Consider the following 19814-nt stretch of genomic DNA (forward strand, 5'->3'; position numbering starts at 1 on the left):
ATGTCAGCCACGTCCGATCACACGCATTTCGAGGTTGCCGTCATCGGCTTCGGTCCGACCGGCGCCATCGCCGCGAGCCTGCTCGGCATGCAGGGCATCAAAACGCTCGCGATCGATCGCGCTGTCGAGATCTACGACAAGCCGCGCGCGATCGCGCTCGATCACGAGATCATGCGGCTGTTCGACAATCTCGGCATCGCCGAACAGGTCAGCCGGTACGTCGCGCCGTTCCCGGCGTCCGAGCATTTCGGCGCACGAGGGCAGTTGATCCGCCGCATCGACATGGTCGGCCCGCCCTACCCGCTCGGCTACACGCCGAGCATGGTGTTCACGCAGCCGCCGGTCGAACAGATGATGCGCGATCGCGTTTGCGCCTGTCCGTCGGTGACGGTCGAGCTGGGCACGAGCCTCGTCGCGATCCGGCAGGATGCAACGGCGGCGACCGTCGTGCTGCAGCGGGCGGACGGCACGACGCATGAGGTCACCGCCGACTACGTGATCGCCTGTGACGGCGCCTCCAGCACCGTGCGCCAGCAGCTCGGCATCAGCTTCGATGATCTCGACTTCGACGAGCCATGGCTGGTGGTCGATCTTCTCGTGAATGCTGGCGGCGCCGGCAAGCTCCCGGCCACCGCGGCGCAATTCTGCGATCCCGCGCGTCCGACCACCTACATCATCGGTCCCGGGAACCATCGCCGCTTCGAGATCATGCTGCGGCCGGGGGAAGACCGCCACGCGATGGAGCAGCCGGAGCAGGTCTGGCAGTTGCTGTCCCGCTGGCTCGGGCCCAAGGACGCCACACTGTGGCGCGCGGCGAGCTACCGCTTCCATGCGCTGGTCGCGCACCGCTGGCGCCAGGGTCGTGTCCTGCTCGCCGGCGATGCCGCGCATCAACAACCGCCCTTCATCGGCCAGGGCATGTGCCAGGGCCTGCGCGACGCCGCCAATCTGTGCTGGAAGCTCGCGCGCGTGTTGCGCGGCCAATCGACCACGGCCCTGCTCGACAGCTATGAGAGCGAGCGCAGCACGCATGTGCGCGAGCTGACCACGCGCATCAAGGCGATCGGCCGCGTCATCTGCGAGCAGGATCCCGCGGCCGCAGCGGCACGCGATGCGCGTATCCTTGCCGAAGGCGGCGGCGCGCCGCGCACCATCACGCGGCAGGAGATCGTGCCGCCGCTGACGCAGGGACTGCTCGCGACCAGGGCAAACGCGGCCAATGGCACGCTGTTTCCGCAGCCTTGGATCGTCGGCGACGGTGGTGGGCGAGCGCTGCTCGATACCATCGCCGGCACCGGATGGCGGCTCGTCCTCGACGGGCGGGGCGCGCTGAACTCGAGCTCGATCGACGCTGCGACCCGCGACGCCGGGATCAGTGTGATCGCCATCGGCGGTCACGGCTTGCACGAGGAGAGCGCCGTCGTCGCACGCTGGTTCGAGCGCCACGGCTGCAGCGCCGCGCTGGTGCGCCCCGATCATTATGTCTACGGCGTCGCGACGGACGCGCCGGAGCTCGCCGCGCTGCTGAGCGAGCTGAACCAACGACTGCACTAATCAAAACAAGAGAATGTCAAACGGGGAAACGCCATGACGACATCATCGGACACCGCCAGACCCAGTGTGGGAGGACGCGCGATCGCCGTCCTCATCATGCTGTTCCTGTTCCAGACGCTGAACTTCTTCGACAAGCTGGTATTCGGCCTCTCGGCCGTGCCGATGATGAAGGAGCTTGGCTTGAGCCCGAAGGAGTTCGGGCTGATCGGCAGCAGCTTCTTCCTGCTGTTCTCGCTGTCGGGCATGGCGGTCGGGATGTTCGTCGTCGGCCGCTTCCCGGTGAAATGGCTGCTCCTGATCATGGCCGCCGTCTGGTCGGCCACGCAGATCCCGATCTTCTTCTCCGGCTCGATCGCCGTGCTGGTGATCTGCCGCATCATTCTCGGCGCCGGCGAAGGCCCGGGACTGCCGACCGCGCTGCACGCCTGCTACAATTGGTTTCCCGCCGACCGCCGCAGCGTGCCGAGCGCCGTGGTGCTGCAGGGCATCAGCGTCGGTCTGTTGGCTGGCGGTCCGATCCTGACCTATGTCATCGTGAGCCATGGCTGGCGCACCGGCTTCCTGTTCTGCGGCCTGCTCGGGCTCGCCTGGATGCTCGGCTGGTTCTTCGTCGGTGGTGAAGGACCCTACTCCGCCCATGCGCCGGAGGCTTCGGCGGCGAAGGACAAGGCGTTGCCGGCGCGCGTGCTGTGGGCCGATCCGACCGTGATCGGCGTCATCATCATGTCGACCGCGTCGTACTGGATCGTCGGCATGTCCGCGACCTGGCTGCCGCCCTATCTGCAGCTCGGGCTCGGCTACAAGCAGGTCGATGTCGGCTGGATCATCTCGGGGATCTACCTGTTCCAGTCGCCGCTGCTGCTCGGCGGCTCCTGGCTGACGCAAGTTCTGCAGCGCAAAGGCTTCAGCCTGCGTGCCTGCCTCGGCCACGCCTCCGGTCTCGCCCTGCTCGCCGCCGGCTGCGCGCTGCTCTTGAGCATCGTCACCTCGGGCCCGCTGCAGCTCGCCTGCATCGCGATCGCTTTCGCGGCGCCGAGTCTCACCACGATCTTCGGCCCCGTCGCGCTCGGCGCCGTGGCGCCGGCAATCCAGCGCGGCCGGCTGATCGTCGTGATCTATTCCGGCAACGCGGCCTCCGCGCTGGTGTCGAATGCGCTCACCGGCTGGATCGTCGGCGAGGCCGGCGGCAACGCGCCGCTCGGCTACGCCCACGCCATGACCTTCACCGCCGGCGTGCTGATCGTTGGCGCCATCTCGGCCTTCGCGCTGATCTTCCCGGAGCGCACCATCGCGCGCTTCGCGAAATCGGCGCAAGAACCGGCTTCTCCCTCCGCCGTAGCGGCGGTTTCGACCTGAGGACATCGGATGAGATTTGCAAGCTTCACCATCGACAATGCGCCGACCTGGGGACTCGTCGAGGGCACCGACGTCGCCGATCTCGGTGCCGTCCTGCGCGACCGCTTCCCGGACCTGAAATCGGCGATCGCAGCGGACGCGCTGAAGGAGGCGGCTGCAGCGGCCTCAGGCGCAAGGCGGCATCCGATCTCGGCCATCAGCTTCCTGCCGGTGATCCCGAACCCGGACAAGATCCTTTGCATCGGCTTGAACTACGAGACGCACCGCAAGGAGACCGGCCGCTCCGAGGTCGAGAACCCCACGGTGTTCGGCCGCTTCGCCAACAGCCAGACCGGGCATCTCACGAATATCATCCGCCCGCGCGTCTCGACCGATCTCGATTTCGAGGGCGAGCTCGCCATCGTGATCGGCAAGCCGGGCCGCTACATCCCGCGCAGCGAGGCCTTCAAGCACATCGCCGGCTATGCCTGCTACAATGAGGGCAGCGTCCGCGACTTCCAGCGCCACACCCACCAGTTCACGCCGGGCAAGAATTTTCCCGCGACCGGCGCCTTCGGCCCGTGGCTGGTCACGCCGGACGAGATCGACGACCTCGGCTCGCTGCGGCTGCAGACGCGGCTCAACGGCGAGGTGGTCCAGGACGCGACGATCAGCCAGATGATCTTCGATATCCCGCGCCAGATCGAATACTGCTCCTCGTTCACCCGGCTCGAGCCGGGCGACGTGATCGCCACGGGCACGCCCGGCGGCGTCGGCTCCCGCCGCACACCGCCGCTGTGGATGAAGCCCGGCGATGTCGTGGAGGTCGAGATCGACAAGATCGGACTGCTGCGAAATGGCATCGCCGACGAGGCGGTGTGAGCGCCCCTGATGTTCCTGACCGTCATTCCGGGGCAGCCCGCCAGGGCTGAACCCGGAATCTCGGGATTCTCGGGTGCGCAACTGCGCACCATAGTTCGATGCTTGCGCATCGCCCCGGAACGACAGCCGAACAACCGTGCTTCCTCAATGCGCCATCGCCGGGCCGCCGCCGAGCTTGACCTTGCGGAGCGTCAGCGCCAGCGGAATCGCCGACAGCGAGATCAGCATCAGCGCCCAGTAGACGTCGACATAGGCGAGCAGCGACGCCTGCATCTGAACGGTCTGGCCGATCCAGGCGAGCGCCTGCTGCTGCGCCTGGACCAGCGAGCTGCCATGGGCGGTGAAGTAGTTCGTCACCTGGTGCAACGTGTCCTGATAGGCCGGATTGGACGGTATGGCATTCTCGACCAGCCGGCTCTGGTGGAACTGCGCGCGATGCGCCAGGATGTTGGCGGCGAGCGACACCCCGATCGACCCGCCGGTGTTGCGCGCGGCGTTGATCAGCGCCGAGGCCTGGTCGGTCCTCTCGGGCGGAATGCCGTTGTAGGACGCGGTCGTGATCGACAGGAAGATCAGCGGCAGGCCGATTCCGATCAGCATGCGGGATTCGGCGAAGAACCAGAAGTCCACATTGGCATAGACCCGGGTGAGGTCATACATCGCGAAGGCGACGACCGCGGCGCCCGTCATGATCATGTATTTCGGCTGCACCTTGCCCGAGAGCCGTCCGACCACGAACATCATCGCCATGGTGACGAGGCCGCCGGGCGACAACACGAGGCCCGCCCAGGTCGCGGTGTAGCCGAAATCCTGCTGCACCATCTGCGGCAGCATCTGCGTGGTGCCGAGCAGGATCGCGCCGGTCGCCAGCATCACCAGGAAGCTGGCGCCGAACTGGCGCGACGCCAGCATGCGGACGTCGACCGTCGGGTTTTTCTGGTTCATCTCCCACGGGATCATGGCGATGAAGGCGGCAACGCAGACCGCGGCGGTGACCAGGATAAAGCGCGAGTCGAACCAGTCGTCCTCGAGGCCGCGGTCGAGCATCAGTTCGAGCGCGCCGAGGAAGGTCGCGACCAGCACGAAGCCGACGACGTCGAAGCCGTGCGCCTGCTTGCGCCGCTCTTCAGTGACAGCTTCAGGCTCCTTGAGGATCAGCCCGATCAGCAGCATCGCGGCGACGCCGACGGGGCCGTTGATCAGGAAGCACCAGTGCCAGGAGACGTTGTCGGAGAGATAGCCGCCGAGCGTCGGGCCGACGACGGGCGCGACCACGACGGCGACGCCGAACAGCGCGAAGGCCTGGCCGCGCTTTTCCGGCGGGAAGGAGTCGGCGAGGATCGATTGCGCGACCGGCACCATGCCGCCGCCGCCCAGGCCCTGCATGATCCGGAACAGCAGCAGCACCTGCAGATTCCAGGCGAAGCCGCACAGCACCGAGCTCAAGGTGAACAGGCCGAGGCACATGATGAAGAAGGTCTTGCGGCCCAGGCGCTTGGCGAGATAGCTCGACGCCGTCAGGATGATCGCGTTCGAGACGAGATAGGTCGTCACCACCCAGGAGGATTCGTCCTGGCTCACGCCCATGCCGCCGGCGATATAGGGCAGCGCGACGTTGGCGATGGTGGTGTCGAGCACCTCCATGAAGGTCGCGAGCGCGACCAGCACCGCGATGATCCACGGACTGCCGGCGCGCGGCGCGGAGAGAGCGGCAGCCTCACGCATGGCGGACCTCCCTCACAGCACGGCCTTCAGCCGCTCATAGAGCGACGGCCTGGGATCGACACGCACGGTCGGCACCACCGACATGCCGGGACCGAGCGCGACGTCCGTCGGCGGATCATCCATGTCGATCTTGACCGGCACGCGCTGCACGATCTTGACGTAGTTGCCGGTCGCATTCTGCGGCGGCAGCAGCGAGAAGGCCGGGCCCGAGCCGGACTGCACGCTGGCGACATGGCCGCGGATCTCGCGCTCCGGATAGGCGTCGATCTCCAGGGTCACGGGCTGGCCTGGACGCATCTCGTCGAGCTGGGTTTCCTTGAAATTGGCGGTCACCCAGACGTCATCGGGCACGAACATCGAAAGCGCCGTGCCTTGTGCCGCGAACTGGCCGTCGGCGGCGCTGAGATTGACAACGCGGCCGGGCTGCGCCGCGGTCACGGTCGTGTAGGACAGATTGAGCTGCGCCTGGTCGCGCTGCGCCTGCGCCTGCGCGAGATTGGCGTCGGCGCTCTCGCGCTGCGCCTTCAAGGACTCCAGTTGCCGCTGCGCCACCTGCAGATTGGCCTGCGCCGAGGTCAGCGCCGCCTTCTGCTGCTGGAGCTGCGATGTGTATTGCTGCTCGCTCTGCACCGTGCCCGAGCCGGTGCGGGCGAGGTCCTGATAGCGCTTGGCCTGCTGCTCGGCGAAGGTCAGCCCGGCCTGGGCCTGCTCGACCTGGGCCTGGCCCGCGGTGATCTGCGCCTGCTGCACCTCGATCTGCGCCTCGATGTTGCGGATCGCCGCCTGGGCCGACTTCACCTGCGCATCGGCCTGGGCCAGCGCGGTCTTGTAGTCGCGATCGTCGATGCGCGCGATCACGTCGCCGGCCTTGACGTGCTGGTTGTCGGTGACGGGGACGGCGGTGATGTAGCCGGAGACTTTCGGCGCAATGGAGAACTGGCGGGCCGCGATGAAGGCATCGTCGGTGGTCTCATAGTGACCGGCCGCATCGTAGTAGACGTAGCCGCCGGCGCCGACGGCGAGCAGCAGCACGAGACCCAGCGCTGCCCCAAGCGGATGCCGCCGGATCAGGCTCCTCCGGGCCCCCTCCTGGCGCTGCCCGTGCTCCGTCGGCGACGGACCGGGCTCCGCAGCCGGCGCCTTGGCCTCGATCTGCTGCGGAGTGTCGCCAGAGGCATCCCCGCGCCATTGCCGCACGGCACGATCGCGCGCGGAGACCACCGGATCGTCGTTGGCCGCAGATGGAACCTCAGCCGATGACAGAGCTTGCTGTGTCATCACGTCTCCTTGAAAAGAACGGAACCGTTTCGTTTCTACAGTTGGGCGCGATGCATGTGGGACGCAATGGCGCACAGCGATGCGGCGAGCTAAACTTTTCGTCATTGGAGATCGCCGACGCGCGTTTCCCTGCGCCTCCACCGCGAACCGCCGTGAGCAAGGTCAACTGCGTGACGCAGCCGCGGTTGCAGTCTCACGTGATCGCGTTGACTCGATCAACGCGGCTAAATACAACACACGCATAATAAGAAATTGTTAGGGTCGGCAACCGACTACCGCGGAAGATGCCGACGTGATCCTATTGCGAGGCACGCATGCCCGTCCGTCAGGTGCCAGGCTCAGACCTGCAATATGTGCTCATCGCCTTCGATGCGACGGGGCAAGAGCGGCGAGAGGCCGACGGTTCGCTCGCGAGCGAGATGGTGGTGAACCGCCTCCATGCGCTGGGCGCGGCGGTCAGCGATATCATCCTGCTGAGCCATGGCTGGATGGGCGACGTCCCCGCGGCGATCGAGCAGTATGATCGCTGGCTCACCGCCATGGGAGCGCTCGACGCGGACCGGCTCGCCGCGGCACGGCAGCGTCCCGGCTTTGCTCCCGTCATCATCGGGCTGCACTGGCCGAGCCTGCCATTCGGCGACGAGACGCTGCCGTCGGGCGCGGGCGGGCTGCTGTCCGCCGACACGCCGGCGGCATCGCTCGAGGCGGAGGTGGAGCGCTATGCGGCACGCATCGCCGACACGCCGGCGGCGCGCGCCGACATTCGCTCGATCCTCGAGCAGGCGCGCATTGCGCCGGCGGCCACGTTGCCGGACTCGATGCGCGATGCCTATCTCAGGCTGTTCGCTGCGTCCGGCCTTGCGATGGGCGATGTAAGCGGACGCCCTGGCGCCGAGCAGGACCGGTTCGATCCGACCGTGATCGTGAGCGAGGCACGGAGCGGGCCGGCCGATGCGACCGCAGGCACGCTCGGCCTCGGCGACGACCTGCGCGAGGCGCTGCTGGCGCCGCTCCGCATCCTGTCGTTCTGGAAGATGAAGGATCGCGCGCGCCAGTTCGGCGAGGCCGGCGCCCATGATGTCCTCGTCAAGCTGCAGCAGGCGGCGCCGGCGGCCCGGGTTCACCTGATGGGCCACAGCTTCGGCTGCATCGTCGTGTCGGCGGCCGTCGCCGGCACGCCCGACGGCCGCGCGCTGCCGCGCCCGGTCGAGACGATGTTCCTGGTCCAGGGCGCGCTGTCGCTGTGGTGCTATGCCGAGAGCATTCCGCAGGCCGCGCCAGCGCAGGGCTATTTCCGGCGCACGCTGCTGAAGGGGCTCGTGCGCGGCGCATTCGTGACCACCCGCTCGAGCTACGACCGGGCGAACGGATGGTTCTACCCGCTCGGAGCGCGGCTGAAGCAGCAATATCTGCTCGATACCGACTATCCGCTGTACGGCGCCATCGGCAGCTTCGGCGTCCGCGGCACCCAGCCTGTGGCGACCGTCGACATGCCGATCCAGGATGTCGGCTTCAGCTACGGTTTCGGCAGCGGCCGGGTCTACAACATCGAGGCGAGCCGGATCATCCGGAACGGCGGCGGCGCGGCCGGCGCCCACAGCGACATCGCCCACCCCGAAGTGGCTCACGCCTTCTGGGCCGCGATCCTGGCCGCGCCCGCGGCCGTCAGGCCGCAACCCGGCAGCATCGGCGGCGGGCTGCTCAGCGACGACATCCGCCACTTCGATCAGCAGCGCTACGATCAGCAGCTCTGGCGGCCGCGGACGTTCGAGCGGACTTCGGAGCAGGTGCAACAGCAGGTTCAGCGGCAGGAGCAGCAGCAGCAGGTCGAGCCGGGCCAGCGGCAGCAACGCGAGCAGCAGCAGCGGGAGCAGAGTCAGCATCAGCAGCAGCAACGGCAGCAGGAAGAGCAGCAGCAGGTTCAGTTGCCATATCCGCAATGGGCGCCGCCGCCGACCGTTCCGCAGCCGCCCCCGCTCGACAACCGCAAAGCCTATCCGCCCGGCGAGCAGCGCTGGATCAATGCCGGCTTCGAGGATCTCGATGCGCCGTTGAAGCCGGGCCAGTGGTACACGTTCGCTTTCGACGTCGACGTCCAGCAGAGCGGCGTCTCGTCGGTGCCGCTCGCCGACGAGCAGTTGTTCCCGGAAGGAACCTCCGACGTCACTTTGACCATCCAGCTCGACAGCGACGATTTCGAGCTCTCCGACAAGAGCCGCCCGCTGCGCCTGCCGCGCACCGGCAAGTCGCGCAACAAGGCGCGGTTCGATCTGTCGCCGAAGAAGTTCGGCCCGTCGGCGCTGCGGGCGACGGTCCACAAGGACGGCAATTTCGTCCAGCAGATGGACCTCGTCATCGATGTCGGCGCGGCGCCCTCGCCCCGCGTCGAGGGCGCGCATGGCCGGCCCTACTCCTCCGCCAGCGTGCTCAATCCGCGCGATGTCGGCCTGTCGATCATGCCGATCGCGGGCGGCTACGACTGTCTCGTCTGGAAGCCCGTCACGGTCCGCGCCCGGCTGCCGTTGCTGCCGGACTACCTGGCCAAATCGATCGAGATCGTGCGCCAGGAGCTCATGAAGGTCGTGACCCATCAGAACGCGGCCGGCAGCTGCGTCTTCCAGAGCGGGATCGACATCGCCGATGCCGACCGCGACGCCGCCCTGAAGATCATGGCGCGGGCGGGATCGGCGCTGTTCCAGAAGCTGTTCTTCGGGCCCGCCGCGGCGCAGGATTCCAAGGACATCGGCGACTTCCTGCGCAAGCTCACCAGCGACCGCTCCAGGCGGCTGAAGCTGCAGATCGTGGCGGAGGCAACCACGGTGCCGTGGGGCCTGCTCTATGTCGGCGATGCCTCGGCCGGCGCACAGCTCGACTGGGACAATTTCATCGGCATGCGCCACGTGATCGAGCAGATCCCGATGCAGAACACGCCGCGCATCTCCGACTGCCTGATCCCGAGCGACAAGCCCGAGCTCAGCATCAGCCTGAACGTCAACGACAACATCGACCGGCAGATGGGCGCCGACCTCGTCGCCCAGCAGCAGCGGTTCTGGCTCGCGGAAAAGGCGGCACGCCGCAACGTCCACATCGTGTCGCGCACGACCAGCAAGGAGCTGGTCAAGGCGCTGGCCGACGAGACCACCAACGACCAGATCCTCTACCTCTATTGTCATGCCCGGGCGACCGGCCTCGACGATCCCGGCGGTCCCGACAGCTCCAGCCTGGTGCTGACCGATGCCGGCATCACGCTGGGCGAGCTCAGCCTGGACGCCCCGACCAGCAAGCTGCTTCCCGGCAACCCCCTCGTCTTCATCAACGCCTGCGAGTCGGCCGAATTGTCGCCGGCGTTCTACGACGGCTTCGTGCCGTATTTCATGGCCAAGGGCGCGCGCGGCGTGGTTGGAACGGAATGCAAGACCCCGGCGATCTTCGCCACGGCCTGGGCGAAGCGCTTCTTCGAAAGCTTTCTCGACGGCGTGCCGCTGGGAGAGACGTTCCTCAGCCTGCGCCGGGAATTTCTCCGCGAGCACGGCAACCCGCTCGGGCTGCTCTACGCGGTGCACTGCGACGGCGACACCCAGGTTGCGCCGTCGCTGCCGCGGCTGCCGCCGACGGCGCCTGCGCCGAACGTCCAGCCGGCACTCGGCACCGGCACCTGACGGCGTCCTCAGCGCGCCGGCTCGGGCCCGGCGAGGCGCACGCCGAGCGCCAGCGCGGCGATGACCGGCGGCACGACGAAGCACCAGCCTCCCAGGCGCATGAACAGCAGCGCCGCGGCGCCGCAGCCGAGCGCAAAGGCGAGCACGTTGATCGCCATCTGCATCAGCCGCGCCGGCGGCGGCGCTTGCCCCTTGTCGCCGACATAGATCCTGTCGGCGAGGTCGATCATCACCTGCGTGGTCGTGCCGGTCATCAGGGTCGACGGCGGCGAGCTCGGCAGATGTATCCGGTGCACGGCGTTCTGGATCGCCATCGCCGCGACCAGCACCATGCCGGTGATGATCGCCTCGCGGCTGTCGCCGTCATGGAACGGGCCGAAATGGATGGCGAGCACGGCGCCAAGGACGAGCAGCACCAGCTTGACGCCGATCAGGACCTCGAACGCGCGCGACCACCGCCGCGACAGCAACGTGCCGGCCAGCCGCGTCGCGATCACGACCAAGCAGAATACCGGGAGCGCCAGCAGCTTGGCGGTCGCGCCCGAGGTGCCCAGCGCCAGCGCCGCACCGAACGTCACGAAGTTGCCGGTGACGTGCGCGGTGAACAGGCCCTGCAGCGCCAGGAAGCCGGCAGTGTCGACATAGCCGGCATTGACGCTGAGCAGCAGCGGCACCACGTTGCGGGACTCGAATTGCGACATGTGGTCCTGCTTTCGTTGTTCAGAGCGCGTATTTCAGCTCGATGCCGATGTAGTCGCTGTCGTGGCCGCCGGCGCGGCGCAGCGTGTCGCCGATCTCATAGTGCACGGCTTCCAACGCGCCTGTGAGGTTGGCGTTGAAGCGATAGTCGGCGCGCAGCTGCGCATAGGCGCCGGACCACGAGCTGCCCTGCCCCGCGGTGCCGGCGACCGCGACATTGGGCTGGACGTAGATCGCGTCCGCATTGGTCGCGCGCCATTGCAGGCCGATCGCGGCCATGAATGAGAGATCTGTCATGGGCTTCACCGTCAGCGACGGTTTGAGGTGAATCAGGTTGGTGTAGCCGGTGAAGCCGGCCAGCGTGAAGTAGTAGCCGTTCGGGAACAGCGGATTGAAGGTCTCGATCTTGCCGTCACCGGGATGGCGGTCGCCGGAGGCGCCGTCGAGCTGAAGGCCGATGCGCGGCTGCCAGGCGACGTCGGCGAAGGTGTAGCCGGCGCGCGCGCCGGCGCCCCAGGCGCGGATCTGCGTCGCCCCGACCGAACCCGCCTGCCCCATCGCCTCGAGATCCCAGTCGAAGCCGGCGAGCTTGCCGGCGAAGCGGATGTCCAGCACGTGGCGCTGCTCGAGGCCTGCGGCATCGAGGAAGCGCGCATCGTCACGCTGATAGTAGGAATAATACGACGACAGCTCGTTGGTGCCGAACACCTGGCGCTCGACGCGGAAGGTGTGGAAGAGGAACGATCCGTTCGACGTGTCGTCGAACGGGCGCACCAGCTTGTATTGCACCGGCTGGCTGACGAAGCCGATGAAGCGCCACGGGCCGCTCTCCCAGTCGGCCCACAGCGCGTCGAAGGACTGGCGCACGTTCGGCCCGTCGCGCGAAGAGACGAAGCGCTGCAGGTCGAAGTCGAAATCCTGCCGCCCGACCCGTGCCTTGAACGTGCCCTTCTCCGTCGCATTGACATAAGCGAGGAAGGCGAGCCGGAGATCGAGCGGGTTCTGGTCGACCGACGTGATGTTGGCCTTGCCGAAGGCGCGGTCGTCCTCGAGCTGGACGAACAGCTGCCAGTGCTCGTTGAGATGCGCGTCAGCATGGATCTGCAGCCGCTGCAACACGTGCTGATCCGGCTTCGCCCCGCCGATGCCGAAGCTCGCGGCATCGAGGCTCTCGAAGCGCTCACGCAGGGTCATGCCGAACGAGACATAGCTCTGCGGCACACCCGCTTGCAGCGGGACGTACTTGATCGGATCGAACGGCGCGGTGCGCAGCGCCGGATCGGCCAGCACCGACCAGTCCTCCTGCCAACGGTTGGTGCGGATCGTGGGACGCCCGGGAGCATCCTCGGCAGCGCCAGCGCCGCAGGACGCAGCGACCAATGCGACGGCCGCCGCCGTCATCGCCAATGCCTGAATGATCCGCACCACCGTCCCCCATCGGGCTACTTTACCAGCGCATGTATCTCCGCGACATAGCCGCCGGGAAACTGCACCACCGCCTGCTCGCGCTTGTCCGCCGTGAACGGCTCGACCAGCACGGTCGCGCCCGAAGCCTTGGCCTTGTCGAGCGTGGCCTTGAGGTCGGCGACCTCGTAGCCGGTCATCTCGCGGCCGAACGGATATGGCAGATGGCCATCGGTGACGAGCACGGTCATGCGGCCGAACACCGACTCGATGCGGATGCGCCGGTAGCGGTCGTTGGGCCGGCCGATCTCGACGCCCGGCGCCTTGGCCTCGTCGGAGATCACCTTGCCCTTTGAGAACCGCAGGAAGGCGCGGGTAAACGCCTCGGCGCGATCGGCCGAGACATAGACGCGGTTCTCCGGAACCTTCTCGAACGCGGCGTAGGACGGCTTGGTCGTGTGCCAGTAGAGCTGCATGTTGACGCCGCCCGGCCACTGGATCACGGCATCGCGGCCGATCGGATCGGGAAACGGCGAGACGACGACGTCGGCGCCGGCGGCCCTGGCGGCCTTGATGGCGGCGTCCATGTCGGTGACGAGATAGCCGGTGCGCTCTGCGCCGAACGGATACGGGATCGGAGTCTTGAAGCCGAACAGCGACACCGTGCCGACCGGCGTCTGCAGCAGCTGCGAGGTCGTGCTGCTCGGCGTCGGCGTCACCGTCGCGACGACCTGCTTGGTGCTCTGGCCGCCGAAGGTGGCGAGGAAGCTCGTGACGAACTTCTCGACGTCGTCGGGCGCGACATAGACATGCGTCGTGTCGTATTGCGCGCCGACGCCCACGAGCCGCGCGGTGTCCTTGGCGAATGCGGGAGCGCCGAACAAGGCGGTGGCAACGAGTACGCCGAGCAGATGACGGGAGCGGATCATGACAACCTCAGACAAATGGAGACCGGATCAGGCGCGGCGCGCGCGCCAGGACATGATGGAGACGAGCACGAGACCGGCGATCAGGCCGAGATGCTCGAAGAAGGAATTGAGCGCCATGAAGCGGTCATGGCCCTCCATGTGCCAGAAGTCGTTGGCGGTGAGCATGGCGACGAAGGTGAGCACGCCGAGCGCACCGGCGCCGAGCCAGGCGAAGCGGTTGACCACGACGAGCAGCGAGCCGATCAGCTCGACGGCGATTGCAGCGACCGCCCACAGCGCCGCCGGCTGCAGGCCGAAATGGGCCTGCTCGGCGACGGCACCGGGAAAATCCATCAGCTTCTGGACGCCGCCGATCACATAGGCCGAGACGAGCGCGAGCCGCGCCGCGGGCCAGAGCCACGGCCAGGCGAGCACCGCTGCGACCGGCCGCGGCGTGTCCGGGATCACGGCCATCACACCGCCCAGCAGGCGCAGCCGAGCGCGCCCCAGAAGCTCTTGAGGTCGGCGATCGGCAACTGGCTCGACCAGGACCGTGCATGGTCGTGGCCGTGGACGCCGCAGGCATTGGCGCAGCCGCACATCTGCATCGCCTGGGCACGCACCGCGCCGGTCTCATCCTTCGCGAGCCACGCGCCGTAACCGCCGAAGCGGCGCACCGGCGACCAGTCCGGCATCGCCGGCGGCGGCGCGGAGTCGTCCAGCATCTTGAAATCTGACGCCGCATAGACGACGCGGCCGCCGACCATGGTGAGATCGCTGGTGATGTCGGCGATCTCGGCCTCGGGACACGAGAAGAAGTCGCGGTCCGGCACAATCAGATCGGCGAACTGGCCGACCTCGATGCGGCCCTTGCGGCCCTCTTCATTGGAGAACCAGGTGACGTTCTCGGTCCACATCCGCAGCGCGGTCTCGCGATCGAGGCAGTTGCGCTGCGGGTACAGCCGCAGCCCGCCGACGGTGCGGCCGGTCACCAGCCACGACAGCGACACCCAGGGGTTATAGGAGGCGACGCGGGTCGCATCGGTGCCGGCGGAGACCTTGACGCCCTTGTCGAGGATCTTCTTCACCGGCGGCGTCGCCTCGGCCGCGCCAAAGCCGTAGCGCTCGACGAAGTACTCGCCCTGATAGGCCATGCGGTGCTGCACGGCGATGCCGCCGCCGAGCGCGGCGATGCGGTCGATCGACTGGTCCGAGATCGTTTCGGCATGATCGAAGAACCAGTTGAGACCCTCGAGCGGCGTATCCTGGTTGACCTTCTCGAATACGTCGAGCGCGCGCGAGATGGTCTCGTCATAGGTGGCGTGCAGCCGCCACGGCCATTTGTTCTGGACGAGAATGCGCACCACCTCTTCGAGCTCGCCTTCCATCTCGGCCGGCATGTCCGGCCGCGGTACGCGAAAATCCTCGAAATCGGCGGCCGAGAACACCAGCATCTCGCCGGCGCCGTTGTGGCGGAAATAGTCGTTGCCCTGCTTGTAGGTCGAGCTCTGCGTCCAGCGCAGGAAATCGTCCTTCTCGCCCTTTGGCTTCTGCGTGAACAGATTGTAGGCGAGCCGGATCGTGAGCTGGCCGTCATCGGCCAGCTTCTGGATCACGGCATAGTCGTCCGGATAGTTCTGGAAGCCGCCGCCCGCGTCGATCGCGCCGGTGACGCCGAGGCGGTTCAATTCGCGCATGAAGTGCCGGGTGGAATTGAGCTGATAGTCAAACGGCAGTTTCGGTCCCTTGGCGAGCGTCGCATAGAGTATGGCGGCGTTCGGCTTGGCGAGCAGCAGACCGGTCGGATTGCCCTCGGCATCACGCGCGATCTCGCCGCCGGGCGGTTGCGGCGTGTGCTTGTCGTAGCCGACGGCGCGCAGCGCGGCGCCGTTGAGAATCGCACGATCATAGAGATGCAGCAGGAACACCGGGGTGTCAGGCGCGACGGCGTTGAGTTCGTCGATGGTCGGCAGCCGCTTCTCGGCGAACTGATGCTCGGTGAAGCCGCCGACCACGCGCACCCATTGCGGCGGCGGCGTGATGGCGACCTGGGCCTTGAGCATCGCCATCGCGTCCGCGAGCGAGCGCACACCGTCCCAGCGCAGCTCCATGTTGAAGTTGAGCCCGCCGCGGATGATGTGCAGGTGATTGTCGATCAGGCCAGGCAGCACGCGACGGCCCTTGAGATCGATGACCTTCGTCCGGGGGCCGGCGAGCTTCATCACGTCCTGCTCGTGGCCGACCGCGGTGAACACGCCGTCCTTGATCGCGACCGCGCTCGCCGCGGGATTGGAGCGATCGAGCGTCGTGAACAGGCCGCGATGCAGGATGAGGTCGGGATGATCGGTCATGAGGTCTTCTCGTCCCGCGCCGGAGCGATGGTTGTGTCTGCCCGTCCGTGATGGCCGGGCAGCAGGCCGAAGATGTGCGTGGCGCAGGCCGCCTTCTGCCACGCGGCAGCAAGCGTGGTGCCGTTCAGGAGCTGCCTGCCCACGGGGATCACCTGCTCTCCGACGAGAATGCCGAGCAGGCCGACCAGCGCCACCAATGGCGGCGCCGGCGAGCGGACCTGAAGCAGGCTGTAGATCACGCCGACCAAAAGCCCTGCCCCGAGCGAGAACAGATAGATCTTCATCGTTCGTCCCAGGGCTACTTTGCGCCGCCTTCCGAGGCGTGCTCGCCGAGCGCCCATTTCGAGAAGCGGATCTGGATGCCGTAGGGCGAATGCGCCTTCAGGATCTCCATCATACCGTCATAGGTCTCGGCACGTGCCCAGTCCTGCTGGAGCTCGAAGGCGAACTGGCACGAGGTGATCGGCACCGCGCCGGCCTGCACCGCGCGATCCATCGCGCGGTTGTGCGCCTCGAGGGACAGGTCGCCGCAGGCGTCGGCCGGGATGTAGATCTCGTAGCCTTCGCGCAGCATGTCCAAGGTCGGGAACAGCACGCAGGCCTCGGTCCACAGTCCCGCGATGATGAACTTCTTGCGGCCGGTGGCGGCGACCTGCTTGCGGAAGCCGGCGTCGAGCCAGGAGTTCATCGCCGTGCGGTCGACGATGTCGTGCTCCGGAAACAGTTCGGTCACCTCGGGCATGAACGGGCCGGAGAAGGAATCCTTCGCCACCGTGGTGAGCACGGTCGGAAGCTTGAACAGCTTGGCCGCCTTGGCGACGATCTGGATGTTGTTGAACACGCCGAGACGGTCGTGCGACTGCACGCCCTGATACATCGCCGGCTGATAGTCGATGAGGGCGACGGCGCAGTTCTGCGGGGTGAGCATTTCGAGCTTGGACACGTGGTTCTCCTTGAGAAGCGGATGGTTGACTCAGGCCAGGGAGGCTCCCGGCGCCACGGAGGCGAACCGCCGCCATGAGACGATGCCGAGGCCAATGAACAGCAAGAGAGTGACGATCTGAGCGACAGCAAACGGCGGCTCGCTCTGCGTCGGCGCCAGCGCGTTGAGCGCGCCGATCTTCTGGAACGACTGCACGATCGCAACGAAGACGTTGAGATAGAGCGAGAGCAGCGACGTCACGACATAGACGCGTCCCCACCAGCCCGACAGCGCGAACACATAGAGCGCGGCAGCGGCCGCCGTGAGCAGCGCGAGCAGGATGATGCCGATGATGCGGGGCGGGTCGAGGCCGAACGGCGGCAGCGGAAATCCGGTCACGCCTGTAAGGAAGGTCGTGGCCAAGAACAGTGCCGCCCACACTGGCAGGTGGCGGCCCGCCAGCAGGCCGGCGAGCATGATGAGCCCGGTCGCAATTCCGATGAGGCTCAGCACCACGTGAATCTGAAGAAACAGAGTCGTCGGAATTCCCCAGGTCATGAATCTCTCCTCTGATCAGCCCTTGATGAAGGCCAGGAGATCGGCATTGATCGTCGCGGCCTCGGTGGTCGGCATGCCGTGCGGAAAGCCCTTGTAGGTCTTCAGCGTGCCGTTCTTGAGCAGCTTGGCGGAAAGCGGCGCAGAGTCCGCATAGGGCACGATCTGATCGTCCTCGCTGTGCATCACCAGCACCGGCAAGGTGATCTTCTTCAGATCCTCGGTGAAGTCGGTCTGCGAGAACGCAACGACGCCATCATAATGCGCCTTCGCGCTGCCCATCATGCCCTGCCGCCACCAGTTCTGGATGACCGCCTCGGACGGCTTGGCGCCGGGCTTGTTGAAGCCGTAGAACGGCCCAGCGGCGACGTCGCGATAGAATTCCGCGCGGCGCGTGGCGACCTGGGTCTGGAAGTCGTCGAACACGGATTTCGGCAGTCCGCCCGGATTCGCCGCGGTCTGCACCATCAGCGGCGGCACCGCGGCGATGATCGCAGCCTTGGCCGCGCGGCTCTCGCCATGGCGCGCGAGGTAGTGCACGACCTCACCGCCGCCGGTCGAATGGCCGACATGGATCGCGCTGTTGAGATCGAGATGTGCGGTCAGTGCCGCGAGATCGTCGGCATAGTGGTCCATGTCGTGACCGTCGGCGACCTGGGCCGAGCGGCCATGGCCGCGGCGATCGTGGGCAATGACGCGAAAGCCGTGATTGAGGAAGAACAGCATCTGCGCATCCCAATCATCGGCTGACAGCGGCCAGCCATGGCTGAACACGATCGGCTGGCCGGAGCCCCAATCCTTGTAGTAAATCTCTGTGCCGTCATTGGTTTTCAGAACGGGCATGATTTCTCCTGCGCGCCAGCCATGCGGTCGCACCACCGATTTTGGTATCGCGATCGCCAATATCAGGTGCTATGCAGTCTCATGTGCATCTGCACAATGACCCGAGGATGCCAAAGCACTGGCTCCAGAAGGCCAAGGGATGGATCAGCAGATTCGAACCACATCGTCGTCCTGGATGCGCGGCGTTGCGACGACGCTGAACGAGCAAGGTCTGGATGCCGCCGCGCTGTTCGCCGAGGTCGGGCTGTCGATCGACGATCTCGACGATTGCGACCGCCGCTGGCCGACCGAGGCATTGAGCCGGTTGTGGGTGCTGGCGGCCGAGCGTTCGGGCAATCCGGACATCGGGCTGGCAAAGCTCGATGCGCCGCGACCTGACAACTATGGCGTCGCCGGCTACGCCATGATGTCGAGCCCCACTCTTCTCGCCGGGCTGATGCGCCTGATCCGGTACATGTGCCTGGTGAGCGACGCGGTGACCATCACGCTCGAGCCGGGTCATGGCGGTCGCTGGATACGAACCGACGTGTTCGGCGGTGAATGCCCGATTCCGCGGCAGCGTTATGACTACGGCGTCGTCAATCTGCTCAATCTATGCCGGTGGATGCTGGATCGTCCGCTGACGCCGCTCGCGACGCGTTTCTCGCATGCGGTGCCGCTGTCGATCGCGTGCTACAACAGGGCGTTCCAATCCCCGCTCGAATTCGATGCGCCGTTCAACGGCTTCCTGGTGTCGGATCAGGATCTCGCCTGCAAGCTGACGACCTCGGCGCCCGAGCTTTCGGCAATCCACGATCGGATCGCCGACGAGGCGCTGGAGCGCCTGGTCAAGGCCGACACCGCGCATCGCGCCCGCGCCGCGATCGCCAGGCTGCTGCCCGACGGCAGCCCGCTGCGCTCGGCCATCGCAGCCGAGCTCGGCTTGAGCGACCGCACCTTCCAGCGCCGGCTCGCCGATGAAGGCCTCTCCTTCAGCGACCTCGTCGACGATGTCAGGCGCGAGCTGGCCCAGCGCCATCTCTCCGATTTCCGCATGACGCTCACCGACATCGGCTATCTGCTGGGCTATGCCGACCAGAGCACCTTCTTCCGCGCGTCAAATCGTTGGTTCGGCGAATCGCCAGGCGAATACCGCTCGCGCGTGATGAGGGGCGTGCGTCGGGAAATCGCGCTCGCGCGCGGACCATGATCCGCCGGCGGGAGAGGCCTTCAGACGCGTTCTTCAGAACATCCCATTGGGATTGGCCGACTGCTCGGGAATGGGCTGAACCGAATCCCAGTGCTCCTCGATCTTGCCGTCCTTGAGACGGAAGATGTCGACGATGGCGTTGCCGCGGGTGCCGGGCTCGCGGATGGCGTGAACGCGCAGCACGACGAAGTCGCCGTCGACATGCACCTGCGTGATCCTGCTGTGCGACTGTGGAAACTTGGCCTTCAGAAATTCGATGAACTTGCGAAATCCCTCAGGGCCATCCTCGGCATTCGGATTGTGCTGGATGTAGGTGCCGAGATATTTCGACGCCGCCTCGAAATCCTTGCGATTGAGGCCCTGCTCATAGAAGTCGAGCACGATCGCCTTGTTGCGTTCCTCCTGGGCGGAATAGGCCCGCTGGGCCAGCACCGGTGTCGCCACCGTGGCGAACAGCACCGCAGCCACCGCCGCGAAACGCGTCATCATTCCGTCATCTCCTGCGGAGCG

The 19814-nt window shown here is 66.6% G+C and carries 17 protein-coding genes; 5 read left to right on the forward strand and 12 right to left on the reverse strand.

What is annotated here, in order from left to right; translation table 11 throughout:
• The 3 genes from QX128_RS29695 to QX128_RS29705 are packed head-to-tail and all read left to right on the forward strand — an operon-like array spanning position 1 to position 3771.
• Positions 1–1554 (forward strand): bifunctional 3-(3-hydroxy-phenyl)propionate/3-hydroxycinnamic acid hydroxylase, encoded by a 1554-nt coding sequence (locus QX128_RS29695; RefSeq protein ID WP_316239296.1) that lies wholly within the window; start codon positions 1–3, stop codon positions 1552–1554.
• 33 nt (positions 1555–1587) lie between these two features.
• Positions 1588–2910 carry an MFS transporter gene (locus tag QX128_RS29700; RefSeq protein WP_316218796.1) on the forward strand — a complete coding sequence of 441 codons (1323 nt, stop codon included), beginning with the start codon at positions 1588–1590 and terminating at the stop codon, positions 2908–2910.
• Positions 2911–2919: 9 nt separating this feature from the next.
• Entirely contained in the window at positions 2920–3771 is an 852-nt protein-coding gene (locus QX128_RS29705; protein ID WP_316182953.1) for a fumarylacetoacetate hydrolase family protein, read from the forward strand.
• Between the two features lie 144 nt (positions 3772–3915).
• On the opposite strand, the gene QX128_RS29710 is transcribed toward QX128_RS29705, so the two are convergent.
• Together QX128_RS29710 and QX128_RS29715 are read right to left on the reverse strand one after the other, a co-directional pair.
• Entirely contained in the window at positions 3916–5496 is a 1581-nt protein-coding gene (locus QX128_RS29710; protein ID WP_315805336.1) for a DHA2 family efflux MFS transporter permease subunit, read from the reverse strand.
• A 12-nt stretch (positions 5497–5508) separates the two neighbouring features.
• On the reverse strand, positions 5509–6774 hold the full coding sequence (locus QX128_RS29715) for an HlyD family secretion protein (RefSeq protein ID WP_315805335.1): 1266 nt from the start codon (positions 6772–6774) through the stop codon (positions 5509–5511).
• A gap of 314 nt (positions 6775–7088) precedes the next feature.
• Between QX128_RS29715 and QX128_RS29720 the strand changes: the two genes are divergently transcribed.
• Positions 7089–10433, forward strand: a complete 3345-nt coding sequence (locus tag QX128_RS29720) for a CHAT domain-containing protein (protein ID WP_316239297.1) — start codon at positions 7089–7091, stop codon at positions 10431–10433.
• An 8-nt stretch (positions 10434–10441) separates the two neighbouring features.
• On the opposite strand, the gene QX128_RS29725 is transcribed toward QX128_RS29720, so the two are convergent.
• The 9 genes from QX128_RS29725 to QX128_RS29765 are packed head-to-tail and all read right to left on the reverse strand — an operon-like array spanning position 10442 to position 18115.
• Complete coding sequence (locus QX128_RS29725) at positions 10442–11134, reverse strand: YoaK family protein (protein ID WP_316182950.1); 693 nt, start codon at positions 11132–11134, stop codon at positions 10442–10444.
• A 19-nt stretch (positions 11135–11153) separates the two neighbouring features.
• The gene (locus QX128_RS29730; RefSeq protein ID WP_316239312.1) at positions 11154–12533 is read right to left on the reverse strand and encodes an alginate export family protein; all 1380 of its coding nucleotides are present in this window, start codon (positions 12531–12533) and stop codon (positions 11154–11156) included.
• Positions 12534–12574: 41 nt separating this feature from the next.
• Positions 12575–13465: a glyoxalase gene (locus QX128_RS29735; protein WP_316239298.1), complete on the reverse strand. Its 891-nt coding sequence runs from the start codon at positions 13463–13465 to the stop codon at positions 12575–12577.
• A 27-nt stretch (positions 13466–13492) separates the two neighbouring features.
• On the reverse strand, positions 13493–13918 hold the full coding sequence (locus QX128_RS29740; RefSeq protein WP_315805331.1) for a DoxX family protein: 426 nt from the start codon (positions 13916–13918) through the stop codon (positions 13493–13495).
• Positions 13918–15795 (reverse strand): amidohydrolase, encoded by a 1878-nt coding sequence (locus tag QX128_RS29745; protein ID WP_315805330.1) that lies wholly within the window; start codon positions 15793–15795, stop codon positions 13918–13920. Before QX128_RS29745 ends, QX128_RS29740 begins: the two co-directional genes overlap by 1 nt.
• On the reverse strand, positions 15792–16079 hold the full coding sequence (locus tag QX128_RS29750; protein ID WP_315805329.1) for a XapX domain-containing protein: 288 nt from the start codon (positions 16077–16079) through the stop codon (positions 15792–15794). Before QX128_RS29750 ends, QX128_RS29745 begins: the two co-directional genes overlap by 4 nt.
• Positions 16080–16093: 14 nt before the next feature.
• On the reverse strand, positions 16094–16738 hold the full coding sequence (locus QX128_RS29755; RefSeq protein WP_316239299.1) for a hydrolase: 645 nt from the start codon (positions 16736–16738) through the stop codon (positions 16094–16096).
• A 30-nt stretch (positions 16739–16768) separates the two neighbouring features.
• Entirely contained in the window at positions 16769–17275 is a 507-nt protein-coding gene (locus tag QX128_RS29760; protein WP_316239300.1) for a hypothetical protein, read from the reverse strand.
• A 15-nt stretch (positions 17276–17290) separates the two neighbouring features.
• A complete protein-coding gene (locus tag QX128_RS29765) occupies positions 17291–18115 on the reverse strand; it encodes an alpha/beta hydrolase (RefSeq protein ID WP_316239301.1) in 825 nt (274 codons plus the stop codon).
• 139 nt (positions 18116–18254) lie between these two features.
• Here QX128_RS29765 and QX128_RS29770 point away from each other — a divergent pair, with 139 nt between their 5' ends.
• Positions 18255–19304, forward strand: a complete 1050-nt coding sequence (locus tag QX128_RS29770; protein ID WP_316239302.1) for an AraC family transcriptional regulator — start codon at positions 18255–18257, stop codon at positions 19302–19304.
• A gap of 33 nt (positions 19305–19337) precedes the next feature.
• Here QX128_RS29770 and QX128_RS29775 read toward each other — a convergent pair whose 3' ends face one another.
• Positions 19338–19793: an ester cyclase gene (locus QX128_RS29775; RefSeq protein ID WP_410053194.1), complete on the reverse strand. Its 456-nt coding sequence runs from the start codon at positions 19791–19793 to the stop codon at positions 19338–19340.
• Positions 19794–19814: the final 21 nt, after the last annotated feature.

This window comes from Bradyrhizobium sp. SZCCHNR1015 (assembly GCF_032489875.1).
Lineage (GTDB): Bacteria > Pseudomonadota > Alphaproteobacteria > Rhizobiales > Xanthobacteraceae > Bradyrhizobium.